At 64.9% G+C, this 22,077-nt stretch carries 19 protein-coding genes; 12 read left to right on the forward strand and 7 right to left on the reverse strand.

Going from position 1 to position 22,077, the window contains the following annotated elements:
• Positions 1-40: 40 nt before the first annotated feature.
• Positions 41-955, forward strand: coding sequence for a LysR family transcriptional regulator (locus HNE05_RS12305; protein ID WP_173207568.1), 915 nt, complete (start codon positions 41-43; stop codon positions 953-955).
• Here HNE05_RS12305 and HNE05_RS12310 read toward each other — a convergent pair.
• The 4 genes from HNE05_RS12310 to HNE05_RS12325 all read right to left on the reverse strand — a co-directional run bounded on the left by HNE05_RS12310 (position 924) and on the right by HNE05_RS12325 (position 4,504).
• Positions 924-1,757, reverse strand: coding sequence for an alpha/beta fold hydrolase (locus HNE05_RS12310; protein ID WP_173207572.1), 834 nt, complete (start codon positions 1,755-1,757; stop codon positions 924-926). The two genes, HNE05_RS12305 and HNE05_RS12310, sit on opposite strands and share 32 nt — an antisense overlap.
• 166 nt (positions 1,758-1,923) lie before the next feature.
• Positions 1,924-2,124 carry a hypothetical protein gene (locus HNE05_RS12315; RefSeq protein ID WP_173207575.1) on the reverse strand — a complete coding sequence of 67 codons (201 nt, stop codon included), beginning with the start codon at positions 2,122-2,124 and terminating at the stop codon, positions 1,924-1,926.
• Between the two features lie 157 nt (positions 2,125-2,281).
• Complete coding sequence (locus tag HNE05_RS12320) at positions 2,282-3,196, reverse strand: response regulator (RefSeq protein WP_173207578.1); 915 nt, start codon at positions 3,194-3,196, stop codon at positions 2,282-2,284.
• Between the two features lie 3 nt (positions 3,197-3,199).
• Complete coding sequence (locus HNE05_RS12325) at positions 3,200-4,504, reverse strand: sensor histidine kinase (RefSeq protein ID WP_173207582.1); 1,305 nt, start codon at positions 4,502-4,504, stop codon at positions 3,200-3,202.
• A 290-nt stretch (positions 4,505-4,794) separates the two neighbouring features.
• Here HNE05_RS12325 and HNE05_RS12330 point away from each other — a divergent pair, with 290 nt between their 5' ends.
• The 3 genes from HNE05_RS12330 to HNE05_RS12340 are packed head-to-tail and all read left to right on the forward strand — an operon-like array spanning position 4,795 to position 7,169.
• Positions 4,795-6,189, forward strand: a complete 1,395-nt coding sequence (locus tag HNE05_RS12330; RefSeq protein ID WP_173207585.1) for an ethanolamine ammonia-lyase subunit EutB — start codon at positions 4,795-4,797, stop codon at positions 6,187-6,189.
• Positions 6,189-6,950: an ethanolamine ammonia-lyase subunit EutC gene (gene eutC / locus HNE05_RS12335; RefSeq protein WP_173207588.1), complete on the forward strand. Its 762-nt coding sequence runs from the start codon at positions 6,189-6,191 to the stop codon at positions 6,948-6,950. Before HNE05_RS12330 ends, eutC begins: the two co-directional genes overlap by 1 nt.
• Before the next feature lie 51 nt (positions 6,951-7,001).
• Positions 7,002-7,169: a DUF2897 family protein gene (locus HNE05_RS12340; RefSeq protein WP_173207591.1), complete on the forward strand. Its 168-nt coding sequence runs from the start codon at positions 7,002-7,004 to the stop codon at positions 7,167-7,169.
• A 171-nt stretch (positions 7,170-7,340) separates the two neighbouring features.
• Here the strand turns inward: HNE05_RS12340 and HNE05_RS12345 are convergent, their stop codons facing one another.
• From HNE05_RS12345 to HNE05_RS12355, 3 genes are all read right to left on the reverse strand, one after another.
• Positions 7,341-8,162, reverse strand: a complete 822-nt coding sequence (locus HNE05_RS12345) for a substrate-binding periplasmic protein (RefSeq protein ID WP_173207594.1) — start codon at positions 8,160-8,162, stop codon at positions 7,341-7,343.
• Between the two features lie 47 nt (positions 8,163-8,209).
• Positions 8,210-9,016 carry a substrate-binding periplasmic protein gene (locus tag HNE05_RS12350; protein WP_420826964.1) on the reverse strand — a complete coding sequence of 269 codons (807 nt, stop codon included), beginning with the start codon at positions 9,014-9,016 and terminating at the stop codon, positions 8,210-8,212.
• Positions 9,017-9,127: 111 nt separating this feature from the next.
• Complete coding sequence (locus tag HNE05_RS12355) at positions 9,128-9,751, reverse strand: TetR/AcrR family transcriptional regulator (RefSeq protein ID WP_180889160.1); 624 nt, start codon at positions 9,749-9,751, stop codon at positions 9,128-9,130.
• 194 nt (positions 9,752-9,945) lie between these two features.
• Here HNE05_RS12355 and HNE05_RS12360 point away from each other — a divergent pair, with 194 nt between their 5' ends.
• The 8 genes from HNE05_RS12360 (at position 9,946) to HNE05_RS12395 (ending at position 22,041) form a co-directional block, all read left to right on the forward strand.
• Positions 9,946-11,733 (forward strand): acyclic terpene utilization AtuA family protein, encoded by a 1,788-nt coding sequence (locus HNE05_RS12360; protein ID WP_173207597.1) that lies wholly within the window; start codon positions 9,946-9,948, stop codon positions 11,731-11,733.
• Between the two features lie 14 nt (positions 11,734-11,747).
• Positions 11,748-12,620, forward strand: coding sequence for an SDR family oxidoreductase (locus HNE05_RS12365; protein ID WP_173207600.1), 873 nt, complete (start codon positions 11,748-11,750; stop codon positions 12,618-12,620).
• Between the two features lie 4 nt (positions 12,621-12,624).
• Positions 12,625-14,241, forward strand: coding sequence for a geranyl-CoA carboxylase subunit beta (gene atuC / locus HNE05_RS12370; RefSeq protein WP_173207603.1), 1,617 nt, complete (start codon positions 12,625-12,627; stop codon positions 14,239-14,241).
• 20 nt (positions 14,242-14,261) lie between these two features.
• On the forward strand, positions 14,262-15,422 hold the full coding sequence (gene atuD / locus HNE05_RS12375; RefSeq protein ID WP_173207607.1) for a citronellyl-CoA dehydrogenase: 1,161 nt from the start codon (positions 14,262-14,264) through the stop codon (positions 15,420-15,422).
• A gap of 112 nt (positions 15,423-15,534) precedes the next feature.
• Positions 15,535-16,332, forward strand: coding sequence for an enoyl-CoA hydratase/isomerase family protein (locus HNE05_RS12380; RefSeq protein ID WP_173207610.1), 798 nt, complete (start codon positions 15,535-15,537; stop codon positions 16,330-16,332).
• A gap of 108 nt (positions 16,333-16,440) precedes the next feature.
• Entirely contained in the window at positions 16,441-18,429 is a 1,989-nt protein-coding gene (atuF, locus tag HNE05_RS12385; RefSeq protein WP_173207613.1) for a geranyl-CoA carboxylase subunit apha, read from the forward strand.
• 101 nt (positions 18,430-18,530) lie between these two features.
• On the forward strand, positions 18,531-19,349 hold the full coding sequence (locus HNE05_RS12390) for an SDR family oxidoreductase (protein WP_173207616.1): 819 nt from the start codon (positions 18,531-18,533) through the stop codon (positions 19,347-19,349).
• Between the two features lie 199 nt (positions 19,350-19,548).
• Complete coding sequence (locus HNE05_RS12395; protein ID WP_173207619.1) at positions 19,549-22,041, forward strand: autotransporter domain-containing protein; 2,493 nt, start codon at positions 19,549-19,551, stop codon at positions 22,039-22,041.
• The last annotated feature ends 36 nt before the right edge of the window (positions 22,042-22,077 follow it).

Below are 22,077 nucleotides of genomic sequence, written 5' to 3' on the forward strand. Positions count from 1 at the left end.
ATGGCGCCGGCAGTCCTGCCAGGGAAATGGAGCCACCGACGTGCGCCTGGAAATGAAACACCTGCGCCTGGTGCGCAGCATCAGCCAGACCGGCAACCTGACTCGCGCCGCCGAGGCGCTGTTCATCTCGCAACCGGCATTGAGCAAGCAACTGGCCGAACTGGAAGAACGCCTGGGCCTGGCCCTGTTCCAGCGTACGCAGAAGGCCATGCTGCCGACCGAGGCCGGCCTGGCCTTCGATGACCACGCCCAGCGCATTCTCGGCGACGTGGCGGTGCTGGAGGAGCATCTGGAGCGTTTTGCTCGCGGCGACTCCGGACGCCTGCGCCTGGCCATCGACCGCATGCACCTGAGCGACTGGCTGGCGGACTTCCTGCAAGAATTCCGCCGACGCTTCCCGCAGATCGAGGTGCAGGTCAAACAGGTGCCCAACCTGCTCGACAGCCTGCTAGCCCACGACTGCGATATCGCCATCCTCGGCGAAACCAGCGCGGCCAGCGGGGTCAACTGGCTGGCACTGAATCGTGACGAGATAGTCGCCATCCTGCCGCCGAACCATGCCCTAGGTACCAAACCCTGGCTGGAGGCCAGCGACCTGGCCGGAGCCGACCTGCTCTACCACTTCAAGCTGGAGCAGTCCTTGCTCTATCGCCGCTACCTGCACCCGCAGCGCATCGAGCTGGGCTCGCTGCAGCATATCCAGGACATCGCCACGATCATCGCCCTGGTGCGCGCCGGCCTGGGCATCAGCCTGCTGCCCCGGCGCCAGTTACAGGGTGACGAAAGTGGCTTGCTGGTCCGGCCGGTGGGCGCCAGCGGCATGGCCTTCCGCTGGCAAGCCGCCGTGGCCAGCGACGAACGCCGGCCCTTCGTGCAAGGCGCGCTGCAGTTGTTGCAGGCGCAGCTGTATCAGCCTGCCGGCCTCACGTCGGCAGTTCCACCAGCCAACCCTTGACGCACGCCACCACGCCCTGCGGCGCCTTCAACCAGGCGCTGTGTGGGTTCTCATGGGGCGGGCGCGGTGACGCCAGCTGCTCGATACGGGGTTCAGCCTGAATCAGCTCGGCCAGGCCACGGGTCGAGGCCAGCGGGGCGAAGTTGTCGTCGGCGATCTGGATATACAGCGAGTTCACCCGACTGTGGCTGGGTGGCGCCAGTGACAGGCCGAGGTGGCGATAATTGCCACTGAACGCCACCCGTCCCCAGTCGCGCATCAGCCGCCGCGGCTCATGGCCGCCGAAGCCGATGCGCTTGCCCGGCAGATGGCCGAACGTGCTGGCCAGCAGGTTGCACAGGAGTGCCACGCTGGGTGTGAGCAAACGCCCCAGGCCCGTCCAGTGGCGGTAGTGGATATTGCCGCAGGCCACGCCCACCACCGGCACCCGACTGGCGGGATTGGCCGCGGCATACAGGGTGGCGATATGCCCACCGAGGCTATGCCCCAGCAGCACCGGCTGGGTATCGGGAAAATGCCGCTGGGCCACCAGCAGCAACTTGGGCAGGAACTCCTCGACCAGTTGCCGATAGCCATAATTGAAGCGCCAGCCAGGCCGCGGCAGGCTTTCCCCCTGCCCTGGCCAGTCGGTGGTCAGCACGTTGTAGCCGGCGCCCACCAGCACCTGGGCCAGCATCGCGTATTTGCGCGCCGTGACCCCAAGGGCCGGCAGGACGATCACCGTGCGCTGGGCCTGCCGCGCCGGATAACAGGTGACCGGGCAGGTGAACTGGCTGTTGGAAAACTGCAGGGCATCGACCATGTCGCCTTCTCCTGAATACTGTTGGGCGGCTCTGGGCGAATCTAGAGCAACTGCTCTAGCAACTCCAGCACAATCCACGCGGCAACATGCCCAGCCCGCGAGGCCAAATCGCAGGCAAAAAAAAGCCGCGAAACGCGGCCGAGAAACAAGCACAGCAACTACTTAACTACGAGGCATGTTCCGCCCTCTGTGTGACAGCCTCATGACCAGCGCTGGACGGCGTGGCCCCCTCAAGTGGCAACGGATGCGGCGCGCTGAGTCGCTGCTGCAGGCGCTCGACGAATTGGCCGGCCTCCTGATGCGAAGCAAAAGGCACCACACACAAACCAAGCTGGACGACCCAGCCGCGCTCGGCGACTTCGCTCATGCTGATATCCATTGGTGAATCCCCCTCAGTGAAGATGACGGCAATGCGAGATTAGGCCGCCAAGGTGATAGTTCAAAGCCTGATTTGTTCTAAGCCTATGCACCCAGGTAATGAACAAAAAACAGGCACGCAGCGCTCTGCAATGCACCTTTAAAGCTCACGCGCTGAGCCGCTCACGCAGACGGCCGAGCATGCCCAGCAGACTGCCAACCCGCTCCCGCTCGGGCTGTTCGCGTGGCACCTCGGCCAGGCGCGTGACCACCTGCTGCGGCTGCGCGCGGTAGATCAGCGCCTGCTCGGCTGCGGCGCGCAGGCCCTTATCGAACAGGCCGCGGCGGATCGGTTTGGGCAGGTAGCGGAAGATCTGCGCTTCGTTGATCAGCTTGAGCAGCGCCTGGGTATCGCAGAACGGCGTCACCACCAGGCTGAGCAACTTCGGATGGGCCTGGGCCAGGCTCTTGAGCAGCGGTGCGGTGTCTTCGCCGGCCAAGCGCAGGTCGCTGACCAGCAGATCGACCCGCTCGTTGTTAAGCACCTGCAACGCCTCGCTCAGGCTGGCGGCGCGCAGCAGACGATGGCCGCCGGTCATGCAGAAGGCGCCCACGCAGTCGAAAGTTTCTTCGGCCTCGTCGAGTAACAGCAGGTTAAGACTGATCGCTGGCGCCGCTTGCAGCGGCAGTGGTGGCAGGGCTTGCCGGTGTTGCGCCAACTGTGCCGCCTGGCGCAGGGTGAAGGCCATCTCCTGCGGGTCCCAGGGCTTGGTCAGGTAACGGAAGATGCCGCCGCTATTGAGCGCCTCCATCGCCGCCTCCAGGTCGGAATAGCCGGTCAGCAGGATGCGCATGGCGTCCGGCTGCAGCTCGCGGGCCTGGGCCAGCAGCTCGGCGCCACTCATCTGCGGCATGCGCTGGTCGCTGACGATCACCTGCACCTGCTCATGGCGCAGGCGTTCCAGGGCGCGGCGCGGGTCGCTCTCGGTGAGCACCTCGTAGTCACGGCGAAACTGCAGGGCCAGGCTGCGCAGGATGCGCTCCTCGTCGTCGACGAAGAGGATGCGGATCGGTTGGTTCATGGGTCAGGCACTCCGTTGCAGGGCAGCCGCCTGGCTGCACGGCAGGCTGATAAGGAAGCGCGTGCCGCGCCCCGGTTCCGAGACCACGCGGATGCTGCCACCGTGGTCCTGGATGATCTTGAAGCTGATCGACAGGCCCAGGCCGGTGCCCTGGCCGACCGGCTTGGTGGTGAAGAACGGGTCGAAGATGCGCTTGAGCACCTCGGGCGGCATGCCGCGGCCGTTGTCCTGCACGGAGATCAGCACCTGTTGCGCCTGGGTCCAGCTCTTCACCTGGATGCGGCCGAAACCGTCCATGGCCTGGGCCGCGTTGTTCAGCAGGTTGAGCAGCACCTGGTTGATCTGCGACGGCGCGCAGGCGATGCGCGGCAACTCGCCGAGCTGCTGCTGCACCTCGACCTTGTCCTTGATGTTGTTGCGGGCGATCAGCAGGGCGCTGCGGATGCAGTCGTTGAGGTCGACCTCCTCGCTCATGGCACGGTCCAGGCGGGCGAAGTCCTTGAGGCCGACCACCAGTTCGCCGATCTGCTGCAGGCCATAGCCGGTGTCGTCGAACAGCTGCGCAAGGTCGTCGGCCAGCAGTTCCGGGGCGGCCAGCTCGCGGGCATGGGCGGCATCGGCGAAGGCCGCCGCCAGCTGCGCCTCGTCACAGCCCGGATCGCTCAGGCAATCGCCGAGTCGGGCCTGGGCGGCGGCCAGTGCCAGCAGCGGGCTGGTCAGCTCGCGCAGCAACTGCACATTGTTCTTCACATAGCCCAGCGGGGTGTTCAGCTCGTGGGCCACGCCGGCGACCATCTGCCCCAGCGACGCCATCTTTTCCGACTGCACCAGCTGCGCCTGGGACTCCTTGAGGTCGATCAGCGCCTTGCGCAGCACCCGGTTGCGCTGCGCCACCTGGCTTTCCATGGCCTTGAGCAGGTCGAGCACGGTGCCTAGGCCGCGATACCGGCCGTGTTCGTCGATCAGGATGAAGTCGTCGCGGATCGGCGACTGCAGCTGCGCGGTGATCTGCCGGGCCGCCTCCTCCAGGCTGGTGTGCAGGCTGACCACCAACGGCTCCGGATTCATCACTTCGCGCACCGGCTTGCGGCCCCACAGATCGCGGCCGAAGCGCTGCATGAAGATGTCCTGCAGGGTCGAGCGACTGACCAGGCCCAGCGGTCGCCCCTGCTCATCCACCACCGGCAGGGAGAGGAAGGCCTTGTGCTCGGGCATCAGCAACTGGTCGGCCACATCGCTGATGCTGATCGTGGCGAGCAAGGGCGAAATCGGCCGCAGCAAGTGCGTCAGGGCGGGAACAACATCCATGAAACTAATCCCGAACAGTACGAATGGCCGGCATTGAAGCAGTAGCAGGTTGCTGGCGTGTGACAGCCGTCACTGCTGGCCATTCTCGCAGCCCCGCTGCAGCCCCTCGCGCAGGCACAACAAACGCACTGCCCGCGCCCGCTGCTGCACCAGGATGCATCATCACCCGGCCTCGGCGCGGCAGCGTTATGCTAGCCGGGCCCAGCGCTACGCCAGGCCGGCGCCGAACCGGCAAACTGGCATGCGCACTGCAGGCGCACCTAGCAGTCATTCGTCACCGGAAAGCACCCATGCCCTACCAGACCACCGTCGGCAGCCAGGTCTATCGCTTCGGCGACCTCAAGACCCTGCTGGCCAAGGCCAGCCCGGCGCGCTCCGGCGACTACCTGGCCGGCCTCGCTGCCGCCACCTACGAAGAACGCATGGCGGCCAAACTGGCCCTGGCCGACGTGCCGCTCAAGGCCTTCCTCAACGAGGCGCTGATTCCCTACGAGCAGGACGAAGTCACCCGCCTGATCATCGATCGCCATGATCTGGTCGCCTTCGCCCCGATCAGCCACCTCACCGTCGGCGACCTGCGCGACTGGCTGCTGCTCGACTCCACCGACAGCGCCACCCTCAGCGCCGTGGCCATGGGTCTGACCCCGGAGATGGTGGCCGCGGTGAGCAAGCTGATGCGCAACCAGGACCTGATCCTGGTGGCCAAGAAGTGCCGGGTGATCACCCGCTTTCGCAACACCATCGGCCTGCCCGGCCACCTCTCGGTGCGCCTGCAGCCCAACCATCCCACCGACGATGTACGCGGCATCGCTGCCAGCCTGCTCGACGGCCTGCTGTATGGCTCCGGCGACGCCACCGTCGGCATCAACCCGGCCAGCGACTCGCTGCCGACCCTGATGCGCCTGTGGCAGATGATGGACGAGGTGCGCCAGCACTTCGACATCCCCATGCAGAGCTGCGTGCTCACCCACGTCACCACGCAGATCCAGGCCATCGAGGCTGGCGCGCCGATCGACCTGGTGTTCCAGTCTATCGCCGGCAGCGAGAAGACCAACGCCAGCTTCGGCGTGTCGCTGGCCATCCTCAAGGAAGCCCATGAGGCGGCGCTGAGCCTCAAGCGCGGCACAATTGGCGACAACCTGATGTACTTCGAGACCGGCCAGGGCAGCGCGCTGTCGGCCGGCGGCCACCATGGCGTCGACCAGCAGACCTGCGAGACCCGCGCCTATGCGGTGGCCCGCGAGTTCAAGCCGCTGCTGGTGAATACCGTGGTCGGCTTCATCGGCCCGGAGTACCTGTACGACGGCAAGCAGATCATCCGCGCCGGCCTGGAAGACCACTTCTGCGCCAAGCTGCTCGGCCTGCCGATGGGCTGCGACGTCTGCTACACCAACCATGCCGAAGCAGACCAGGACGACATGGACAGCCTGCTGACCCTGCTCGGCGCGGCCGGCCTCAGCTTCATCATGGGCATCCCCGGCGCCGACGACATCATGCTCAACTACCAGAGCACCTCGTTCCACGACGCGCTGTACCTGCGCTCGGTGCTGGGCCTCAAGCGCGCCCCGGAATTCGATGCCTGGCTGACGCGCATGGCGATCACCGAGCCATCCGGCGCGCTGCGCGAGATCGGCCGTGGCCACCACCTGCTCAAACAACTGCCCTTCGTTTCAGGAGCCGCCTGATGAGCGACAAGGACCTGACGCAACACAACCCCTGGGACGAACTGCGCGCACACACCTCGGCGCGCATCGCCCTGGGCCGGGTCGGCTGCAGCATGCCGACCCGCGAAGTGCTCAAGTTCGGCCTGGCCCACGCCCAGGCCCGCGACGCCGTGCACCGCCCGCTGGATTTCGCCGAACTCAAACAACAGCTGCGCCACGCCGGCTTCCGTACCCTGCAGGTGCACAGCAGCGCCGCCGACCGGCAGACCTACCTGCTGCGCCCGGACTACGGCCGCCACCTCAGCGAGGAATGCCGCGTGCGCCTGCTGCATGAGCTGGCCGCACCGGAGCTGGCCATCGTCCTCGCCGATGGCCTGTCCTCGGTGGCCATCCAGCGCCATGCCCTGCCGCTGCTGGAGCTGTTTCGTGAACGTTTCGACACCGACTGGGCCAATACCCCGGTGGTATTGGCCGAACAGGGCCGCGTGGCGATTGGCGACGGCATCGGCGAGGCCCTGCGCGCACGCCTGGCCATCGTGCTGATCGGCGAACGGCCGGGACTCAGCTCGCCGGACAGCCTGGGCATCTACCTCACCTATCAGCCCGCCGTGGGCAAGATGGACAGCCAGCGCAACTGCATCTCCAACGTACGCCCCGAGGGCCTGCCCTATGCCCTGGCCGCACATAAGCTGGACTTCCTCGCCCGCCAGGCCCTGCGCCTGCAACTGTCCGGAGTCGAGCTGAAGGACGACAGCAGCCTGCTCAGTGTGCTGGGCAACTGACAGCTCTGGCGTAGGGGGTTATGGTGGAGCTGTAACGGAAGGAGAAGCCTAATGCCCTGGTACGCCTGGTTAATCATGATCCTCGCTCTTGGCTCGATCCTCGGCAGCCTGATGCTGCTGCGCGACAGCGCCCGCAAGCTGCCGCTGAGCGAAGAACAGCTCAAGCGCATTCGTGAGCGCAATGTCGAGCAGGATGCCAAGGACGCCGCGAGCCGCTGAGCCCCTGCCCCGGATTCCATCCGGGCTACGTCACAAGGATGGCGCATGCCGCTGCACCTGAGCTGCTGCTAGCGGTTATTGCCCTCACCCTGGCGCAGGCGAAACCGCCGCAGGGCTTGGGCTATGACCTGCAGTCCACTACAGCGGGCGCCATCGCCCTGCACGGCGCGGTCAATCTGTTGCACTTGTTGCTGTTGAGCTACCCGCTACGCGAGGTCTGACTGCGATTCCGTACGGCGCGAATATCTGCTCCAGCTGACCATTCTCGCGCAACTGCTGCATCAACTCGCGGAACCGCTCGCCGCTGATCGGCGCTTGTGGCCGCAGAATCACGTAGTGGCGGTAGACCTGATCGACCCACTCCGAAATCAGCAGCTGTGAGCGCAACTCGGGGTTGTCACGCAGGTAGGCACCGATCCAGGAACGGGTAATGGGCGCCACATCGACACGCCCGCGCAAGACCATGTTCAGGTTGCTTTCGTGGGAGTAGGTCAGCTGCGCCTGAAAATTCTTGGCCAGCCACACCGGGTCGTTGTTGAAGCCGGCAAAACCATAGTGATAGCCGTTGAACAAGGCCATGCGCTTGCCCATCAGGTTTTCGAAATAGGCTTGGCTACGGCCTGGCAGGGCGCGGGCCACGAAAATTTCGGCATCTTCCAGGCCCATGTCGATGCGCGTACCGGCGATACCCTGCCATTGCCAGTCGGGATTCTCGAAGATGGCCAGGTCGATACGACCCTGCTGGAGGTCATTGAAACGACGGTTGAGCGAGGTCGGTCGCAGGACGAACTGATAATCGCCCTGAACCTGATTGAGCGCAGCGACCAATTCGACCAGCAATCCTTGCGGCACGCCGGTTTCGGGCTTGATCACATAGGGGGGGAAGTGGACGGCGGCGACCTGTACTTTTTGTGCAGCGATAACGACATTACTGCCCAGTAGCAGGCAGACCACAAGCCCGACAAAGCAGAATCCCTGTCGTACAAAATCCATGTTGACCCCACCGACAACTTAACTATTGCCGAGACTAGCCCAGAGCATCACAGCTGCATAGGGTTGGCCTGTTCCTGCTCTTCCCCCGTAGTAGGGCGCAAATGGTACCGCGCCAGCAGCGCCGGCAGTTTGCCACTGCTCTGCAACTCTTCAAGCAAGCGCGCCAGGGCTTCAGCCTTGAGCGGGCCGCCAGGGCGCAGCAAAGCCTGATGGTGATAGACCTGATCGGCTCGTTCAGACACCAGCAACTGCTGGCTTTGCTCGGGCTCGCTCTGCTGGTAGAGGCGCAGGTAGGAGCGTGGCACCACGCTGAGTTCGACGCGCCCGTGCAGCAGCATGAGCAGGTTGCTGTCATGGGAATAGGTCAGCACGGCTTTGAAGGTTTGGGTGAGGTAGTCCTGGTCGGCATTGAAACCGGCAAAACCATAGTGATAGCCGTTGTAGAGAGCCATCCGCTTGCCCTTGAGGCTAGCGAAGTAGTCCTGGCCACGGCCGGGCTCGGCGCGGGCGACATAGACTTCGGCATCGCTGACATGCAGGTCGAGCTTGGCCAGCTTGATGTCCTGCCAACCCCACTCCGGCGATTCGAAGAGAATCAGGTCGTAACGAGCCTGAGTGAAGTCCCGATAGCGTCGCGTGACCGAAGTAGGTACCAGCGTGAAGCGGTAATCCTGCTGCGCAGCATTGAGTTGCGCCAGCAGCTCGGGCAACACCCCGCCCGGCTCCGCGCTCTCCGGTTTGTTCACATAAGGAGGGAAATGGTAGGCACCCACCCTTACCACCTCGGCGGCCATGGCCAGGGGTTGCAGGCAGAGGCCCAGCGAGATCAACAACAGCCTGACAATCGAATGCAAGGCAAGGCACCTCGACCAAGATGGAAGCAGGAATGATCACGTCACATGGTCCGGACATCCCTGATCCAGTAGTCGGTCGTTGACCAGTAGCTGCAGCTTAGCCTATCCCGGTCAGGTTTCCTTGATCACCAGCGCCAAGGCTTCTTCAGCCAGTTGATCGAGGCTCATCTTGCCGTCCTGGCGGAACCAGGTGGTGGTCCAGCTCAGCGCACCGGTGAGAAAACGCCGCAGGATAAACGGATCACCCTTGACGTAGCCGGCCGCGCGCGCCTCGCCGAGCACGTCCAGCCAGATCTGCTCATAGGTGTCACGCAGGGCAAGAATATGCGCACGGCCCTCCTCCGACAGCGAACGCCATTCATACACCAGCACGCCCATTGCCTCGCCGGTACCGCCCATGATCGACTGCAGCTCGCAGCGGATCAGCGCCAGCACGCGCTCGCGCAGGCCACTGGCATCGGCCAGGGCGGCGTGCATCAACGCGGTGTTGTAGCGCACCGTTTCCTCCATCACCGAGCGGAGGATTTCATCCTTGCTCTTGAAGTGGTGAAAGATGCTGCCGGACTGGATGCCGACCGCGCCCGCCAGGTCACGCACCGTGGTGCGCTCGTAGCCCTTGCTGCGGAACAGGTGGGCGGCGGTCTGCAACAGCTTGCCACGGGCGCTTTCCGGGTCGGTCACCTGACCGCTGGCCACCAGTTGCTGCATCACGGCGCGGGCCTTGTGATCGTCCAAACGTGTTTCTCCGGCTAAAACAGGAAGGCAGGTTTGTGAAGACCTGCCAGGGATAAGGGCTTTATGGACGAAATTTACGGCTCCCCGGCCACCCAAGCAAGCGCTTGGCTGAAAAGTTGCTCGCAATGCTTTTCAACCAAGCGCTTGCTTGGTAATGTCTTCCCATCTTCTGGCGTCGATGGAAATACCTATAAATGAGCAAGACCATCCGCATTGGCTGCGCCTCCGCCTTCTGGGGCGACACCTCCACCGCTGCCGCCCAGCTGGTGCACGGCACCGAGCTGGATTACCTGGTGTTCGACTACCTGGCCGAAGTGACCATGTCGATCATGGCTGGCGCGCGGATGAAGAAGCCGGACGAAGGCTACGCCACCGACTTCGTCGAAGTGCTCGCCCCGCTGCTGCAGGACATCGCCGCGAAGAACATCCGCGTCATCAGCAACGCCGGCGGGGTCAACCCCAGCGCCTGCGCCGCGGCCCTGTCCGCTGCCTGCGCCAAGGCCGGTGTCGAGTTGAAGATCGCCGTGCTGCATGGCGATAACCTGCAACCCAAGCTAGGCGAACTGGTCAAGGCCGGCACCGTGGAGATGTTCACGGGCGCCGCGCTGCCGCCGATGTGCGTATCGGTCAACGCCTACCTCGGCGCGCCGGGCATTGTCGAAGCGCTGAAGCTCGGTGCCGACATCGTCATCACCGGCCGCGTGGTCGACAGCGCGGTGGTCAGCGCGGCCCTGGTGCACGAATTCAACTGGGCCTGGAACGACTACGACAAGCTGGCCCAGGCCGCCCTGGCCGGCCATATCATCGAATGCGGCGCACAATGCACCGGCGGCAACTTCACCGACTGGCGCGACGTGCCGGACTACGAACATATCGGCTTCCCGGTAGTGGAAGTCGCCGCCGACGGCAGTTTCGTGGTCGGCAAGCCGGAGGGTACTGGCGGCCTGATTTCCACCCTGTCGGTCGGTGAGCAGATGCTCTACGAGATCGGCGACCCGCGTGCCTACTACCTGCCCGATGTGGTCTGCGACTTCACCCAGGTGCAGCTGCAGCAGGTCGGCGCCAACCGCGTTGAACTGAAAGGCGCCCGCGGCCTGGCGCCGACCGCGCAGTACAAGGTCAGCGCCACCCATCCGGACGGTTTCCGCTGCACCGCCAGCTGCCTGCTAGCCGGCATCGATGCGGTAGCCAAGGCCGAGCGGGTCAGCCAGGCGATCATCGCCAAGACCGAGGAGATGTTCGCCGCACGCGGCTGGGGCCCGTACAAGGAAGTCTGCATCGAATTGCTCGGCTCGGAAGCCACCTATGGCCCGCGCGGCCAGCGCCGCGACACCCGCGAAGTAGTGGTCAAGATCGGCGTGCGCCACGCCAAGAAGGAAGCGCTGGTGCTGTTCTCCCGCGAAATCGCCCAGGCCGCTACCGGCATGGCGCCGGGCCTGACCGGCATAGTCGGCGGGCGCCCTACGGTGTACCCGGTGATCCGCCTGTTCAGCTTCCTGGTCGACAAGAGCGCCTGCAGCCTGGAGGTCGAACTCAACGCTGAGCGCAGCCCGCTCGCCCTGCCCCAGCTGGACTCCTTCAGCCCGGCGCAGATTGCCGCCGACGTCAGTGTGCCGGCTACCAGCGGCCAGGCCGACGCCACGGTGCCGCTGATCCAGCTGGCCGTGGCCCGCTCCGGCGACAAGGGCAACCACAGCAATATCGGCGTGATGGCCAGAAAGCCCGAGTATCTGGCCTGGATCGCGGCTGCGCTCTCCGAAGGCGCCGTGGCCGAATGGATGCAGCACGTACTCGACGGCCAGACCGGCAAGGTCAGCCGCTGGTACCTGCCGGGCAGCCACAGCCTCAACTTCCTGCTGGAGAACGCCCTGGGCGGCGGCGGCGTGGCCAGCCTGCGCATCGACCCGCAGGGCAAGGCCTTCGCCCAGCAGTTGCTGGAGTTCCCGATTCCGGTGCCGCGCGCACTGGCTGACAGCCTGTAACAAGGACAATAACAATGGCATACGACTCAGTCTTCAAACCCGGCCTGTTCAGCGGCCAGACCATTCTGGTCACCGGCGGCGGCAGCGGCATCGGCCGCTGCGTGGCCCACGAACTGGCCCACCTCGGCGCCCATGTGGTGCTCGTCGGACGCAAGCTGGAGAAGCTGGAAAAAACCGCCGGCGAGATCGCCGAGGACGGTGGCAGCGCCAGCTTTGCCGTGTGCGACATCCGCGAGGAAGAAGCGGTCAAGGCCATGGTCAAGGCGGTGATCGCCGAGCGCGGGCCGATCCACCACCTGGTCAACAACGCCGGCGGCCAGTTCCCCGCGCCGCTGGTATCGATCAACCAGAAAGGCTTCGAGACCGTGGTGCGCACCAACCTGGTCGGCGGCTTTCTGATCGCCCGCGAAGTGTTCAGCCAGAGCATGAGCAAGACCGGCGGCAGCATCGTCAACATGCTCGCCGACATGTGGGGCGGCATGCCCGGCATGGGCCACTCCGGCGCCGCCCGCGCCGGCATGGAGAACTTCACCAAGACCGCCGCCTACGAGTGGGGCCACGCCGGCGTGCGGGTCAATGCCGTGGCGCCGGGCTGGATCGCCTCCAGCGGCATGGACACCTACCCCGAGTCGATGAAGAACATGATCCGCAACCTCAAGGATCACGTACCGCTGCAGCGCATCGGCACCGAGTCGGAAGTGGCGGCGGCCATCGTCTTCCTGCTCTCCCCCGGCGCCAACTTCATCAGCGGCAACACCATTCGCATCGACGGCGCCGCCAGCCAGGGCACCCGTGCCTGGACCCTGGGCAAGGCGAAAAACAGCGAGTCCTACAACGGCTTCCACCGGGCCTACGTGCCCGATGTACTGAAAGACCAGGGAGAGTGATGCGATGCCGGTGATTCAGTCCGAACTCGACGTCCACGGCGACAGCTTCGCGCAGAACCGCGAGGCCATGCTGGCGACCATCGCCAGCTTCCGCGACGTCGAACAGAAGGTGCTGGACAAGGCCTTTGAAGCCAAGCCCAAGTTCATCAAGCGCGGCCAGCTGCTGCCGCGCGAGCGCATCAACCTGCTGCTCGACTCCGGCGCGCCGTTCCTCGAACTGGCCTCGCTGGCCGGCTACAAGCTGCACGACGACAAGGACGGCACCCAGGCCGGCGGCGGCATCATCGCCGGCATCGGCTACGTGGCCGGCGTGCGCTGCCTGGTGATCGCCAACAACAGCGCGATCAAGGGCGGCACCATCTCGCCCACCGGCCTGAAGAAGTCCCTGCGCCTGCAGCAGATCGCCGTGGAAAACAAACTGCCGGTGATCACCCTGGCCGAGAGCGGCGGCGCCAACCTCAACTACGCCGCCGACATCTTCGTCGAAGGTGCGCGCGGCTTCGCCAACCAGGCGCGCATGTCGGCCATGGGCCTGCCGCAGATCACCGTGGTGCACGGTTCCAGCACCGCCGGCGGGGCTTACCAGCCGGGCCTGTCCGATTACGTGGTGGTGGTGCGCGGCAAGGCCAAGCTGTTCCTCGCCGGCCCGCCCCTGCTGAAAGCCGCCACCGGCGAAGTGGCCACCGACGAGGAACTGGGCGGCGCCGAGATGCACGCCCAGGTCGCCGGCACCGCCGAATACCTGGCCGAGAACGACGCCGACGGCGTGCGTATCGCCCGTGAGATCGCCGGCCTGCTGCCGTGGAATGCCCAGCTGCCGGCACGCCCGGCCAAGACCTGGAACGAGCCGCTGTACCCGGCCGAAGAACTGCTCGGCATCGTCCCGGCCGACGCCAAGAAACCCTACGACGTGCGCGAGATCATCGCCCGCATCGCCGACGGCTCGCAGTTCCTCGACTTCAAGAACGAGTTCGACAGCCAGACCGTGTGCGGCCACCTGGCCATCGAAGGCCAGCCCTGCGGCTTTATCGGCAACAACGGGCCGATCACCCCGCGCGGCGCGGCCAAGGCGGCGCAATTTATCCAGCTGTGCGACCAGAGCAACACGCCGATCCTGTTCTTCCACAACACCACCGGCTTCATGGTCGGCACCGAGTCCGAGCAGAACGGCGTGATCAAGCACGGTTCCAAGCTGATCCAGGCGGTGGCCAATGCTCGCGTGCCGAAGCTCACCATAGTGGTCGGCGGCTCCTACGGCGCCGGCAACTACGCCATGTGCGGTCGTGGCCTCGACCCGCGCTTCATCTTCGCCTGGCCCAACAGCAAGACCGCCGTGATGGGCGGCGCCCAGGCCGGCAAGGTGCTGCGCATCGTCACCGAGGACAAGCATCGCAAGGAAGGCAAGGAGGCCGACCCGAAGATGCTCGACATGCTGGAAATGGCCACCGCGCAGAAGCTCGACAGCCAGTCCACCGCGCTGTACGGCACCGCCAGCCTGTGGGACGACGGCCTGATCGACCCGCGTGATACGCGCAAACTGCTCGGCTTCCTGCTGGATATCTGCGCCGAAGCCGCAGTACGCCCCCTCAAATCCAACTCGTTCGGCGTTGCCCGCCTGTAACCCTTCGGAGCACAACAAAAATGATCTTCACCCAGGAACACGAAGAACTCCGCCGCACCGTACGCAACTTCGTCGACAAGGAAATCAACCCGCACGTTGACGAGTGGGAAAAGGCCGGCAAATTCCCCATCCACGAAATCTTCAAGATGGCCGGTGACCTCGGCCTGCTCGGCATCTCCAAGCCGGAGAAATTCGGCGGCATGGGCCTGGACTACAGCTACTCGATCGTCGCCGCCGAAGAGTTCGGCACCATCCGCTGCGGCGGCATCCCGATGTCCATCGGCGTGCAGACCGATATGTGCACCCCGGCCCTGGCCCGCTTCGGCTCCGATGAGCTGCGCGAGGAATTCCTCAAGCCGGCCATCAGCGGCGACATGGTCGGCTGCATCGGCGTCTCCGAAGTCGGCGCCGGTTCCGACGTTGCGGGATTGAAGACCACCGCGCGCAAGGACGGCGGCGACTACGTGATCAACGGTAGCAAGATGTGGATCACCAACTCCCCTAGCGCCGATTTCATGTGCCTGCTGGCCAACACCAGCGACGACAAGCCGCACGTCAACAAGTCGCTGATCGTGGTGCCGATGAACACTCCGGGCATCAGCGTCAGCCCGCACCTGGACAAGCTCGGCATGCGCAGCTCGGAAACCGCCCAGGTGTTCCTCGACAACGTGCGCGTACCGCAGCGCAACCGCATCGGCCACGAAGGCGCCGGCTTCATGATGCAGATGCTGCAGTTCCAGGAAGAACGCCTGTTCGGCGCAGCCAACATGATCAAGGGCCTGGAGCACTGCGTCGACGCCACCATCGCGTACTGCAAAGAGCGCCAGACCTTTGGCCAGCCGCTGATCGACAACCAGGTCATCCACTTCCGCATGGCCGAGCTGCAGACTGAAATCGAGTGCCTGCGCGCGCTGGTCTACCAGGCCACCGAGCAATACGTCCGTGGTCGTGACGTGACCAACCTGGCGTCCATGGCAAAGCTCAAGGCTGGCCGCCTCGGCCGTGAAGTGTCCGACGCCTGCCTGCAGTACTGGGGCGGCATGGGCTTCATGTGGGACAACCCCGTGTCGCGCGCTTACCGCGACGTGCGCCTGGTCTCCATCGGCGGCGGCGCCGACGAAATCATGCTCGGCATCATCTGCAAACTGATGGGCATTCTGCCGGGTAAAAAGAAGGGCTGATCGTAGTGCGTAGGGTGGATGTCGCTTTTTACATCCACCGAGGCGCCGCACGGTGGATCGGTGAAGCGTGATCCACCCTACAGACCTGCCCTATTTCAACGGAGCGATGAAGATGTCTCTACCGAATACGCAAACCCTGTTGCTGGAGCGGGTCGAGGGCGTGCTCTACGTCACCCTCAACCGCCCGGACAGTCGCAACGCCATGAGCCTGGCGATGGTCGAGGAACTGCGTGCCGTGCTGCGCACGGTGCGCCATGACCAGAGCGTGCGCGCCCTGGTGCTGCGCGGCGCCGACGGCCACTTCTGCGCCGGTGGCGATATCAAGGACATGGCTGGTGCGCGAGCCAAGGGCGGCGACGCCTACCGCGAGCTGAACCGCGCCTTCGGCAGCCTGCTGGAGGAGGCCCAGTACGCGCCACAGGTGCTGGTCGCCGTGCTGGAAGGCGCGGTGCTCGGCGGCGGTTTTGGCCTGGCCTGCGTGTCCGACATCGCCATCGCCCACCAGGGCGCCAAGTTCGGCCTGCCGGAAACCAGCCTGGGGATTCTGCCGGCACAGATCGCGCCGTTCGTGGTCAAGCGCATCGGCCTGACCCAAACCCGCCGCCTGGCGCTGACCGCCGCCCGTTTCGACGGTGCCGAAGCGCTGCGCCTGGGCCTGGTGCACTTCAGCGAAGCCGACGACCAGGCCGTGGTCGACCGCCTCGCCCAGTGCCTGGCCCAGGTACGCCAGTGCGCCCCCGGCGCCAACGCGGCGACCAAGGCGCTGCTGCTGGCCACCGAAACGGAAAACCTCGGCAGCCTGCTCGACCACGCCGCCGGCCAGTTCGCCGAAGCGGTGCTGGGCAGCGAAGGCGTGGAAGGCACCATGGCTTTCATGCAGAAGCGCAAGCCCAAGTGGGCTGAGGATTGACTCCCCTCTCCCCCGAGGGGAGAGGGAACCGATTGACGTAGCCCGGATGCAATCCGGGAACCGACCACCCCGGATTGCATCCGGGCTACGACTAGCAGGAGCACGACGATGCCCGCCTTCAAAAAGATCCTCATCGCCAACCGTGGCGAGATCGCCTGCCGGGTGATGCGCACCGCGCAGGCCCTGGGCTATCGCACGGTGGCGGTGTACTCCGCGGCCGACGCCGGCGCGCGCCATGTCCAGCTGGCCGACGAGGCCGTGTGCATCGGCCCGGCGCAGGTCAACCAGTCGTACCTGGTGATCGACAACATCATCGCCGCCGCACAGAAAACCGGCGCCGACGCGATCCACCCCGGCTACGGCTTTCTCTCCGAGAACGCCGACTTCGCCCGCGCCTGCGAGGCGGCCGGCATCGTCTTTATCGGCCCGACCGTAGAAGCGATTCACCTGATGGGTAGCAAGCGCCTGTCGAAGATCGCCATGCTCGAAGCCGGCGTGCCGTGCATTCCCGGCTACGAAGGCGCGGCACAGGACGACGACACCCTGAGCCGCGAGGCCGAGCGCATTGGCTACCCGCTGATGATCAAGGCCAGCGCCGGTGGCGGCGGCCGCGGCATGCGCCTGGTCCACGAATCCGGCGAACTGCTGGCGCAGATCCGCACCGCCCGCTCCGAGGCGCAAAACGCCTTCGGCTCCGGCGAGCTGATTCTCGAACGCGCGGTGATCCGTCCACGCCATGTGGAAATCCAGGTATTCGGCGACCAGCACGGCAGCATCGTTTATCTGGGCGAGCGCGACTGCTCCGTGCAGCGCCGCCACCAGAAAGTGGTCGAGGAAGCACCCTGCCCGGTGATGACGCCCGAGCTGCGTAAATCCATGGGCGAAGCGGCGGTGAAGGCTGCGGCCTCGGTCAACTACGTCGGCGCCGGCACAGTGGAATTCCTCCTCGATCAGAGCGGCGAATTCTTCTTCCTGGAAATGAACACCCGCCTGCAGGTCGAGCACCCGGTCACCGAATTGATCACCGGCCAGGACCTGGTTGCCTGGCAGATCCGCGCCGCCGAAGGTCAGCCGCTGCCGCTCAAGCAGGACGAGATTCGCCTCACCGGCCACGCCATGGAAGTGCGCCTGTACGCCGAGGATTCGGCGCACAACTTCCTGCCGCAGACCGGCGAAGTGCTGCGCTGGGAGCCGGCGCTGCTGGACGGCATCCGCATCGACCACGGCCTGGTCGAAGGCCAGGCCGTCACCCCGTTCTACGACCCGATGCTGGCCAAGGTCATCGCCTATGGCGCCACCCGCGACGAGGCCCGGCGCAAGCTGGCGCGCGCGGTCGAGGACTGCGTGCTGCTCGGCGTCAACGGCAACCAGCGCTTCCTCGCCAACCTGCTCAAGCACCCCGAGTTCGCCGCCGGCAACGCCACCACCGCCTTTATCGGCGAACACTTCGCCGACGACCCGAGCCTGACCCCGCAAGCACCGGCTGCCGCCGAGCTGGCCAGTGCTGCCGCCCTGCTCTACCAAGCCTCGGCCAATAGTCGTGCGCACCAGGGCGGCCTGGCCGGCTGGCGCAACGCCGGCGGCGCGCCCTGGAGCTTCGTGCTCAAGCAGGGCGAGCAGAAACATGCAGTCGAGCTCGAAGTGCTGGAGTCCGGCGCCCAGCCGCTGCTGCGCGCCCAGATCGGCGAAACCCAGGTCGAACTGCGCCTGCTGGCCAGCGACGGCCGCTGGGCCACGTTTGAGCTCGACGGTATCCGCCAGCGCCGCGCTTATCACCTGGCCGGCGAGCGACTCTGGCTGTATGGCCACAGCGGCAATTTGGAACTCACCGACGTCACCCACGAACCGGCCGGCGGGCAGAACGCCGCCAGCTCCGGCACGGTCAAGGCGCCGATGGATGGCGCGATCGTCGAGGTGCTGGTCAGCGAAGGCCAGCAGGTCAGCAAGGGCCAACTGCTGGTGGTGCTGGAAGCGATGAAGATGGAACACCCGCTCAAGGCCGGCATCGACGGAGTAATCCGCCGCGTGCAGGTCAGCCAGGGCGACCAGGTGAAGAACCGCCAGCTGCTGGTGGAAGTCGAAGCCGCAGAAGCCTGACGTAGGGTGGATGGCGCTTCATCCATCCACCACAACGCCACCTTGGTGGATGAACAGAGCGCCATCCACCCTACAAGAACAACCAGCCACGGAGCACGAGCATGTCCCTGCAAGGCAAAACCCTGTTCATCACTGGCGCCAGCCGTGGCATCGGCCGCGAGATCGCCCTCAAGGCCGCCGCCCAGGGCGCCAATATCGTCATCGCCGCCAAGAGCGCCGAAGCCCACGCCAAGCTGCCGGGCACCATCCATTCGGTGGCCGCCGAGGTCGAGGCCGCCGGCGGCAAGGCCCTGGCCCTGCAACTGGACGTACGCGACGAGGAGGCAGTGAAAGCCGCCATGGCCCAGGCCGCCGCCCACTTCGGCGGCATCGACGCGCTGATCAACAACGCCGGGGCGATCAAACTGGTGGGTGTCGAACACCTGCAGCCCAAGCGCTTCGACCTGATGTACCAGATCAACAGCCGCGCGGTGATGGTCTGCAGCCAGGCCGCCCTGCCCTACCTTAAACAGAGCAAGGGCCACATCCTCAGCCTCAGTCCGCCGATCAACCTCGACCCCAAGTGGTTCGCCAACTACGGCCCCTACACCACCACCAAGTACGGCATGAGCATGCTGACCTTGGGCATGCACGAGGAATTCCGCAAGTACGGCATCAGCGTCAACTCGCTATGGCCGAAAACCGTGATCGCCACCGCCGCCATCGAATTCGAAGCCGGCGGCCCGGCGGTGATGAAGGCCGCGCGCCTGCCAGCAATCATGGCCGACGCCGCCTGCGCCATCTTGTCGAGCAGCGAGCGCACCATCAGCGGCCGCCTGCTGATTGACGAGGAAATTCTGCGCGAGCAGGGCCAGAGCGACTTCGAGCACTACCGCTACGACCCGGCCGGCAAGCTGATGACCGATCTGTTTGTCGACTGAGCTCCAGCATTACCGGGCGCCAGCACTGTGCTGGCGCGCCGATCATCGGTAAAAACCCCTAGTCACAGCTGCGATCCAACTCAGGCACAATGCCAGTACTCGACTGGCTGGCGACAATCGCTAGCAGGCTGTGTCGAAAACAATAAACCATGTCCGCTGCATTATCGTCCGGCTCTCGCCCGGTCTTTCTGGGGAAACCATGAACAAAGCCTTTCGCATCGTCTGGAGTCACGTCCGTAACGCCTTCGTCGTGGTCGACGAACACACCAGCGCACGCGGCAAACGCAGTGGCGGTGCACAGATTCTCGCAGGGCTGGGCCTGAGCCTGCTGGCCAGTGGCGCACAGGCCGTCGGCACTTGCTTCGGGGCCAGTACAACCATCAGCAGCGCCGAGACCTCTCAGTGCGACCTGCCTGATGGCAGCAGCGTGACGGTCACCAGTACCGGTAGCATCACCGAATCAGGCGCCCCTGCCGTCTACGCCTTCCAGAGCTTCGGCACCATCAGCAACGCCGGCAGCATCATCAATATCGGCGGCAGCGATGAAACCGACGGCTCCGCCATTCTGCTGTTTGCCGGTGAACTCGCGGAAAGCGGCACCAGCGTCAGCAACCTCGCTACCGGCATCATCGAGGGCTCGTACGCCGGCATTACGCTGGACGGCCACGTCTATTCCCTGGCCGTCGACAGCATCAGCAATGCCGGCACCATCACTGGCCAAATCGGCATCTACGCGGAGGGTGATGTGGATCTCGGCACCCTCACTAACAGCGGTACCATCAGCGGTATCAGCAACAACGGTGGCGGTGGCATTGCTCTGGCGGGCGGTGCCGATATCAACGTGCTCAACAACAGTGGCATCATCACAGGTAGCCAGGTGGGTATCAGCAGTATTGGTGCCAGCATCATCGATGAGCTCAATAACAGTGGCGTAATCTCTGGCGACCTCTTCTCCCTCGTCGATGAGCCTGGCAGCTTTGGTAACTTTTTCGCCATCAACATCACGGGCACCGAGGCACGCCTGGTTGGTGACGTTTATGCCGAGCACAGTGTGCTCACCCTCAAGTCCGGCGCTGTCTTCACCAATGAAAACGCCATTGCCGTGCAGATGTTCAATATTGAGCAAGGCGCCACCCTGCAGATGGGCGCCGGCACCCGCACCAGCTCCATCACCAACTATATCGATGCCGATGGCATTACCGTTTTCGGCGGCTTCAACAACGCTGGCACCCTGAGTATGGCTGCCGGCACCACCGGCAGGATCAACGGCAACTTCGCACAAGCCACCAGTGGCGTGCTGCAGATCGACGTCGCCGACGACAGCTCCTACGGCAAGCTGGTGGTCAACGGCACGGCCACGTTTGGCAGTGGTACCCAGATCGCGGTGAATGTGGCCAACCCCAACTACAGCTTCAGCGCCACCACCCTGCAGGATGTGCTCAGCGCCACCACCCTGAGCAGCGACGGTGCCTTCCGGGTCAGCGACAACTCAATCCTGTTCGACTTCGGTGCGATCAAGGATGGCAATACTGTCGATCTGACCCTGGCCGCCGCCACGCAACCGCACGAACCGAGCAGCGGTCTGGTGGAAGACATCGTTACCAGCCTGGGCAACAATCCGGCCATCGGCGCCGCCCAAGTGCTGGATCAGGTCATCGCCAATGACCCGAATGGCGAGCTGGCCAGCCACTTCGTTGGCCTGAGCAGCGAGCAGGAAGTCTCCGACGCTGTCACCCAGACCCTGCCCACCGTCGCCGGCAATACCAGCAATGCCATCGGCAACACGCTGAGCGGCATCAACCGCGTGATCCAAGCCCGTCAGGGTGATAACAGCGGTCTGTCCTCCGGCGATGCGCCACTCTCCGAAAAAAACCTGTGGATCAAAACCTTCGGTTCCTGGGCTGACCAGGACGAGCGCGACGGTATCTCCGGCTTCGATGCCGATACTCAGGGCCTGGCCATCGGTACCGATGCGGCGGTATCTGAAACCACCCGCCTCGGCCTGGCTTTTGCCTACGCCCAGACCAATCTGGACAACGACTCGAACATTGCCCCGCAAAGCGCCGATATCGACACCTTCCAGCTGATCGGCTACGGCAGCTATGCCCTGTCTGCCGACACCGAGCTGAACTTCCAGCTCGACGGCGGCCAGAACCGTACCGAGGGCAAGCGCCACATGCCGTTCGCCGATGCCACCGCCAAGGCTGACTACGACGGCTACAACTTCCACGCTGGCGTCGGCATCGGCCACAACCTGCGCCTGAACGAACAGCTGACCTTCGTGCCCTCGGCCCGCGCCGACTACACTTGGATCGGCACCGAGTCCTACCACGAGAAAGGCGCCGGTGCGCTGAACCTCGATGTCGACAGCAACGACGCCGAGGAGCTGCTGCTGAGTGTCGATGGCAAGCTCGACTACGCCCTCTCCGAGGCCACCGTGCTCAGTGCCAACCTCGGCGCCGGTTACGATGTGATCGACGAGGACAGCTCCATCACCTCCACCTACGCCGGCGCATCCAGCGCCGCCTTCAAGACTCCGGGCATGGACATGGAACCCTGGGTGGCCCGCGCCGGCCTGGGCCTGAACCACACCCTTGCGGGCGGTACCGAAGTCAGCCTGCGCTACGACGCCGAAGCGCGCAGCGACTTCACCAACCAAGGTGCATCCCTGAAGGCGCGCTGGGCCTTCTAAACAGCGCCATGTGAATGCAAAAGGCCACGACTCATG

It is taken from the genome of Pseudomonas campi (assembly GCF_013200955.2).
GTDB classification, from domain to species: Bacteria; Pseudomonadota; Gammaproteobacteria; order Pseudomonadales; family Pseudomonadaceae; genus Aquipseudomonas; species Aquipseudomonas campi.

Bases quoted from the DNA above. Each gene is read 5' to 3' on its own strand.
- HNE05_RS12310 (WP_173207572.1), bottom strand. From the start codon at position 1,757: ATGGTCGATGCCCTGCAGTTTTCCAACAGCCAGTTCACCTGCCCGGTC.
- HNE05_RS12360 (WP_173207597.1), top strand. From the start codon at position 9,946: ATGAGCAAGACCATCCGCATTGGCTGCGCCTCCGCCTTCTGGGGCGAC.
- eutC (WP_173207588.1), top strand. From the start codon at position 6,189: ATGAGCGACAAGGACCTGACGCAACACAACCCCTGGGACGAACTGCGC.
- HNE05_RS12365 (WP_173207600.1), top strand. From the start codon at position 11,748: ATGGCATACGACTCAGTCTTCAAACCCGGCCTGTTCAGCGGCCAGACC.
- atuC (WP_173207603.1), top strand. From the start codon at position 12,625: ATGCCGGTGATTCAGTCCGAACTCGACGTCCACGGCGACAGCTTCGCG.
- HNE05_RS12395 (WP_173207619.1), top strand. From the start codon at position 19,549: ATGAACAAAGCCTTTCGCATCGTCTGGAGTCACGTCCGTAACGCCTTC.
- HNE05_RS12325 (WP_173207582.1), bottom strand. From the start codon at position 4,504: ATGGATGTTGTTCCCGCCCTGACGCACTTGCTGCGGCCGATTTCGCCC.
- HNE05_RS12320 (WP_173207578.1), bottom strand. From the start codon at position 3,196: ATGAACCAACCGATCCGCATCCTCTTCGTCGACGACGAGGAGCGCATC.
- HNE05_RS12345 (WP_173207594.1), bottom strand. From the start codon at position 8,162: ATGGATTTTGTACGACAGGGATTCTGCTTTGTCGGGCTTGTGGTCTGC.
- HNE05_RS12315 (WP_173207575.1), bottom strand. From the start codon at position 2,124: ATGAGCGAAGTCGCCGAGCGCGGCTGGGTCGTCCAGCTTGGTTTGTGT.
- HNE05_RS12340 (WP_173207591.1), top strand. From the start codon at position 7,002: ATGCCCTGGTACGCCTGGTTAATCATGATCCTCGCTCTTGGCTCGATC.
- HNE05_RS12390 (WP_173207616.1), top strand. From the start codon at position 18,531: ATGTCCCTGCAAGGCAAAACCCTGTTCATCACTGGCGCCAGCCGTGGC.
- atuD (WP_173207607.1), top strand. From the start codon at position 14,262: ATGATCTTCACCCAGGAACACGAAGAACTCCGCCGCACCGTACGCAAC.
- atuF (WP_173207613.1), top strand. From the start codon at position 16,441: ATGCCCGCCTTCAAAAAGATCCTCATCGCCAACCGTGGCGAGATCGCC.
- HNE05_RS12380 (WP_173207610.1), top strand. From the start codon at position 15,535: ATGTCTCTACCGAATACGCAAACCCTGTTGCTGGAGCGGGTCGAGGGC.
- HNE05_RS12330 (WP_173207585.1), top strand. From the start codon at position 4,795: ATGCCCTACCAGACCACCGTCGGCAGCCAGGTCTATCGCTTCGGCGAC.